The 5,149-nt window shown below is 43.0% G+C and carries 5 protein-coding genes; 2 read left to right on the forward strand and 3 right to left on the reverse strand.

Translation table 11 applies throughout. The annotated features are described in order from the left end of the window. Positions 1–92: 92 nt before the first annotated feature. Together V7L97_RS02125 and V7L97_RS02130 are read left to right on the forward strand one after the other, a co-directional pair. On the forward strand, positions 93–617 hold the full coding sequence (locus V7L97_RS02125) for a HEAT repeat domain-containing protein (RefSeq protein ID WP_333653004.1): 525 nt from the start codon (positions 93–95) through the stop codon (positions 615–617). 24 nt (positions 618–641) lie between these two features. Next, the gene (locus V7L97_RS02130) at positions 642–1,868 is read left to right on the forward strand and encodes a glucose-1-phosphate adenylyltransferase (RefSeq protein WP_333652994.1); all 1,227 of its coding nucleotides are present in this window, start codon (positions 642–644) and stop codon (positions 1,866–1,868) included. A 13-nt stretch (positions 1,869–1,881) separates the two neighbouring features. On the opposite strand, the gene V7L97_RS02135 is transcribed toward V7L97_RS02130, so the two are convergent. From V7L97_RS02135 to V7L97_RS02145, 3 genes are all read right to left on the reverse strand, one after another. Then, positions 1,882–2,703, reverse strand: a complete 822-nt coding sequence (locus tag V7L97_RS02135; protein WP_333652996.1) for an HAD-IIB family hydrolase — start codon at positions 2,701–2,703, stop codon at positions 1,882–1,884. Then, positions 2,700–4,070 (reverse strand): glycerate kinase type-2 family protein, encoded by a 1,371-nt coding sequence (locus V7L97_RS02140; RefSeq protein ID WP_333652998.1) that lies wholly within the window; start codon positions 4,068–4,070, stop codon positions 2,700–2,702. Before V7L97_RS02140 ends, V7L97_RS02135 begins: the two co-directional genes overlap by 4 nt. Positions 4,071–4,334: 264 nt before the next feature. Beyond that, the coding region (locus V7L97_RS02145) for a DDE-type integrase/transposase/recombinase (protein WP_333653000.1) at positions 4,335–5,149 on the reverse strand (815 nt) is incomplete at its 5' end.

Here is a 5,149-nt window from a genome sequence, read left to right on the forward strand (position 1 = left end):
CTGATTGTCTCTCAAGGTCATGCAGCGCCTCATGATATCGATAAATTGCTGGTAAAGCTCCGGCATGATGACCCTAAATCCGTTTGTCGGCAGTGGAAGAATTGGGCAGGATAGGAGATGATGATTCTGTGAGGGCACTCATGAGCGTCATCGAAAATCAAGGCGAGGACTGGAAGATTCAGATTAGAGCAGTAAAGCTGCTGGCGGAAATAAGGAGTCCAAAGGCAGTAGATATATTCATGAGGATATTGCAAGACCCGTTTTTTACCTATGACTGTCCTGCACTCAAATGGAATGCCGCCCTTGCCCTTGGCAATTTCAAAGGACATTCAAAAGTGGCAGATGTGCTGATAGATGCGCTGAATGATAAAACATTGTATGTGAGAGAGGCAGCAATACAGTCCCTCAGAGAGATTGGCAGTAGAAAGGCCGTGCCATATTTGATTTCTGCATTAAACGATAAGAGCTTTGCAATCAGGATAAACGCGATAATGGCGCTTGGGAAAATCGGAGATGAGTCGGCAATCCCTTTTGTGAAACGAGTTCTGTATAACGATGCAGATCCACACATAAGGGATGAGGCTGCAAAGGCATTGAGAAGATTAAATGGGAATTAAGATTTAGCAGCAAGGAGGTTTTAAATGGCGCATCCAAAGGTTCTTGCATTCGTGCTTGCAGGAGGAAAAGGAGAGAGGCTTTTCCCGTTGACGGCATTCCGTTCTAAACCGTCGGTTCCGTTCGGAGGAAGATACAGAATAGTTGATTTTGTTCTGAGCAATTTTATTAACTCCCACATATACTCAATTTATCTGCTTGTTCAGTACAAATCCCAATCTCTCATTGAGCATGTAAGGCAGAACTGGGTTTTGTCTCCTGTTATTAAGGATCATTTTGTCACGGTTGTGCCGCCGCAGATGCGCATGGGACCTGAGTGGTTTCAGGGTACTGCCGATGCTGTCTTTCAGAACATAAATCTCATACAGCAGCACAACCCGGAACTCGTCATAGTCTTTGGTGCAGACCACATCTACAGAATGGATATCCGCCAGATGATAGATTTCCATCTCCAAAAAGATGCCTTTGTAACTGTTGCGGCAAGGCCTGTACCTGTTGAGCAGGCATCTGCATTTGGAGTTATTCAGACTAATAGTGAAAGACGAATTGTCGGATTCCAGGAAAAACCAAAAAAGCCTACACCAATGCCGGATGATCCGAGCCGTGCTTATGTCTCAATGGGGAATTACATATTTAACAGGGACGTACTTTTAGATGCACTGGCAAGGGCTCAGAGGAAAAAGCAGCATGATTTTGGGGCACACGTTATACCCGGCCTTGTGGATACAGAAAAGGCATTTGCGTATGACTTTGCCACAAATATTATTTCCGGGACAATGGATTGCGAGGAAAAGGGGTATTGGCGTGATGTGGGAACCATATCCGCATATTTTGATGCCCATATGGACATGCTGGGCGACCGTCCTTTATTTGAACTTGGCAATAGATTGTGGCCTATCCATCCGTCAGGTTACGAAGGGCCTTCAGCAAAGATATTGAGGGGAGACATAAGGAACAGCATAATCGCCGAAGGTACTGTTATCCGTAAGGCAAAGATACGCAATTCGGTTATCAGGAGCGGGGTTGTAATCGAAGATAATGTCAGCGTCGAAGATTGCATAATCATGGACCATGCGGTTCTCAAAAAAGGATGCAGTCTCAGAAGGGTGATAGTGGACAAACTGAATATAATAAATGAAGGAGAAAGGATAGGCTTTGACCCTGATAAAGACCGCTTTCGCTGCCATATAGACCCATCCGGGATAGCAATTATCCCGAGAGGCGGCAGGTTGATGAGAAGGACTAAGGAATAGATAATTTCAGCAATCAAAGGGCTTTTATATCTGATACAAATCTTAAAATAGCCTTATTCCATCCGTCCGGGCCGATGCCTTCTGCCCGGGTGAGATTCGGAATATTTATTCTTGGGTCGTAACTTTCATCCGGCTTCTGAACAATTACTGGATAATCAACTCTTTTTAGCATCGGTATATCATTTGGACTGTCGCCAATTGCAATGGTCAAGATTTCGCCTAATTTTCTTCTGTATAAATCAGTTAAAATGGACACGGCCTTTCCTTTATCGCTGTTACCGAGGATGTGGAAAAACCTACCCTGAGTAAAGTTGAATCCTTTTGCTATGATAGTTTCTAAAAGTCTCTGCTCATCTATTTCACTGCCATCAAAGACAAATGGCTCGTCAAAATCCCTTTCCTTTGCCATCTTGGCCTCGTCAATTCTCATATTTGCTATGTCTGCAAGTTCCTCTGCCGTCATATCCCCGAAGCCTTTTACATTAAATCCCTCTGAATGCAATTCCAGCAAAGCCTTTCTTAGATCAGAATATTTTGCACCAAGCCTGATTATTCGATACTTGTCGTTTTCCTCAGATTTGAAATTTGAAATTTGAAATTTGAAATACTCTGTAGGTATGAATATCCCTCCACCGTTCTCCGATATGAAGGGATGATGGTTGTCGAGTTTTCTCCTGTAATACTCTATCTCCTCTTTTGTCTTGCTTGAACAGATTATGAGTGGGATGTTTTTTCCTTTTAGCAATGTAAGTGCAGGCAATGCCCTTTCAAAGGAGTAAGTGTAATGGTCAAGGAGTGTACCATCGAGGTCTGTAAAGATAACGAGTTTTTTCACTCTATCACCATCACCTGAACATCCATGACATTTGTGCCTGTCGGCCCTGTGATAAAGAGCCCATCTATTTTTTTGAAGAAGTTGTAGGAATCGTTATTCCTTAAATATTCTTCAGGATCAAGTCCAATAGCCTTTGCCTTCTTAACTGTTTCCCCATCAACTGTTGCCCCTGCTGCATCGGTAGGGCCGTCTGTCCCGTCTGTTCCTGCAGAAAGAAGAGTAATTCCGTCAATGCCTTCTATCTCCATTGCAAAGGAGAGTGCAAGTTCCATATTCCTGCCGCCAATGCCGTTGCCTTTAGCAGTTACGGTTGTCTCTCCACCGCTAATTAAACACCTTGAACCCTTGAATCCTTGAACCCTTAGACCCTTTGCTATGTTTGCAAGCCATTTCCCGACTTCTCTTGCCTCACCTGTAACTTCAGACGATATTATCTCTGTTTGTGAACCAAGAGATTCTGCCTTTTCTTTTGCAGCTTCCAATGCTTTTCTGTTACTTCCTATGATAGTGTTCTCAACCTTTTCAAATACAGGGTTGTCATCTTTTGGTGTCTCGGAGATAAGACCCTTTGCACCATTGCCGAGCATATTGATTACAGATTCAGGTGCTTTTTCTGTTAGTTTGTACTTTTCAAGCACACCTATTGCATGGTTGTATGTAGTCTTATCAGGTGCTGTCGGTCCCGATGCAATGACATCCAGCCTGTCTCCTATCACATCAGAAAGTATTAAAGATATGACCTTTGCAGGATGGGCGATCTCTGCAAGCCTTCCTCCCTTCACCTTTGATAGATGTTTCCTCACTGTATTGAGTTCATATATATCAACGCCTGCCTTAAGGAGTAATTGAGTGATTTTTTGTTTCTCATCAAGGGAAATGCCTTCGTATGGAGAGACAAGGAGTGCAGAACCTCCGCCTGAAACAAGGCACACTACAAGGGTATTTTTATCCGCATTTTTCAGGATTTTTATTATCTCCTCCGTGCCTCTTAATCCGTTTTCATCTGGCACCGGATGATCGGCCTCATAAATCCTTATCATAGACTCCTGACTTTTGACTCCTGACCCCTGACTTATACTGTGCCCATATTTCGTAATCAAAATTCCGGTATCGATCAAATCTCCCAAATTATCTTCCATAGCCTTTGACATACTGCATGCTGCCTTGCCAAAGCCTGTGACGATGAGCCTTTTGAAGCTGCCGTCTTGATAAGCAGAACGGATTTTATCCGTATAAAGTTTTACTGCACTATAAGGGTCAACAGCCTTCAATGCGGCATAGAATATTTCAGAGGTTAACTTTTTACTATTTGTCCGTTCCATCTGTTTTATTATAACCCTCTGAAAGGATATTTTATTAATTTCCATTTCATATTCTGCTAAACTTTTATTAAAACATCTGATAATGTCAAAAGTTTTATGAAAAATGAGATGGATTTATGAAAAGAGCAAGAGACAAGATTTCGTTGGCGTAAGAGAGGGTGCCAGAAAAGGCAGAAGTAGACAACGCCGGCGGCTTTCGGAGCATTTAAGGATTACAGCTTCAATCTAAGGGATTAAGCTGGCGAAGTAATAAGCAGCAATTGATCTTTGACAACTGGATGCAGAAGCTAAACAGCAAGCGATAGGATTTTAGCCCACTTGCCCTGCATAGTAGAAATATTTTGCAACTCCGGCAATTGGACTGGAGTTTTGTAATGCAGGGACATATGTGGGCGGAGGAAATTGTAATGAGTTAACAAACAAAGTAGTCAGAGAGACGGCGCCATTAGAGCAATTGAAGCCATGAGAAGGTTTGACATGGTATTTATAAGTTCTGTTAAGCCGCTCAATGAGCTGTTTAAATGCCCTGAATTCTTCTGACTCTCCATCGAGATTTTGAAGGCCGATGACCTTATAATGTTGGATATTGGGACGATCAGCGGAGATAGCGTTGATGAAATGAATGCCGGCGGGATACGAGGGGTTGCCATCGGTAATAAGAGTGATTTGCTGATCGGGCTGAGCAGTTCGGACAGCTTCCTGCATGGCGATTATAGCCGGCAGGGTGTCTCTGTTGTCTGCGATGTGATAGGCAGTGATTTTAAGACTTTTGGAAGAGATAAAAAAGAAGACGTAATTATGCTTGCCCATGACTTTGATATAAGTTTCATCACCGGCGCTTATCGAGTCTATATCGCCTTTATATTTCAGATTAAAGGCATGGCAGTAGAAAGCGGCGGCAGAAGCATAATTCAGGACAGTTTGATAAGAGACATTGATGTTAAAGACAGAGCGGAGGATGAAGGCGGTTTTTCTGGCAGTGATAGCGAATGAGATGTAGAAGGTGAGGATAAGACCGAGGACATTAGGGGCATTGTGAATCTTAGAAAGATCGACCTTTGGGTAATCGGGCTGGGAAAGAATAAGTTCGTTGGGTTTGTAATGATACTCTCTGTATTGATAGC

It is taken from the genome of Dissulfurispira sp., assembly GCF_036745535.1.
Classification (GTDB): Bacteria; Nitrospirota; Thermodesulfovibrionia; order Thermodesulfovibrionales; family Dissulfurispiraceae; genus Dissulfurispira.

What these genes read in the sequence shown, in the direction of transcription:
- V7L97_RS02130 (WP_333652994.1), top strand. Translation starts at nt 642, where the DNA reads ATGGCGCATCCAAAGGTTCTTGCATTCGTGCTTGCAGGAGGAAAAGGA.
- V7L97_RS02140 (WP_333652998.1), bottom strand. Translation starts at nt 4,070, where the DNA reads ATGGAAATTAATAAAATATCCTTTCAGAGGGTTATAATAAAACAGATG.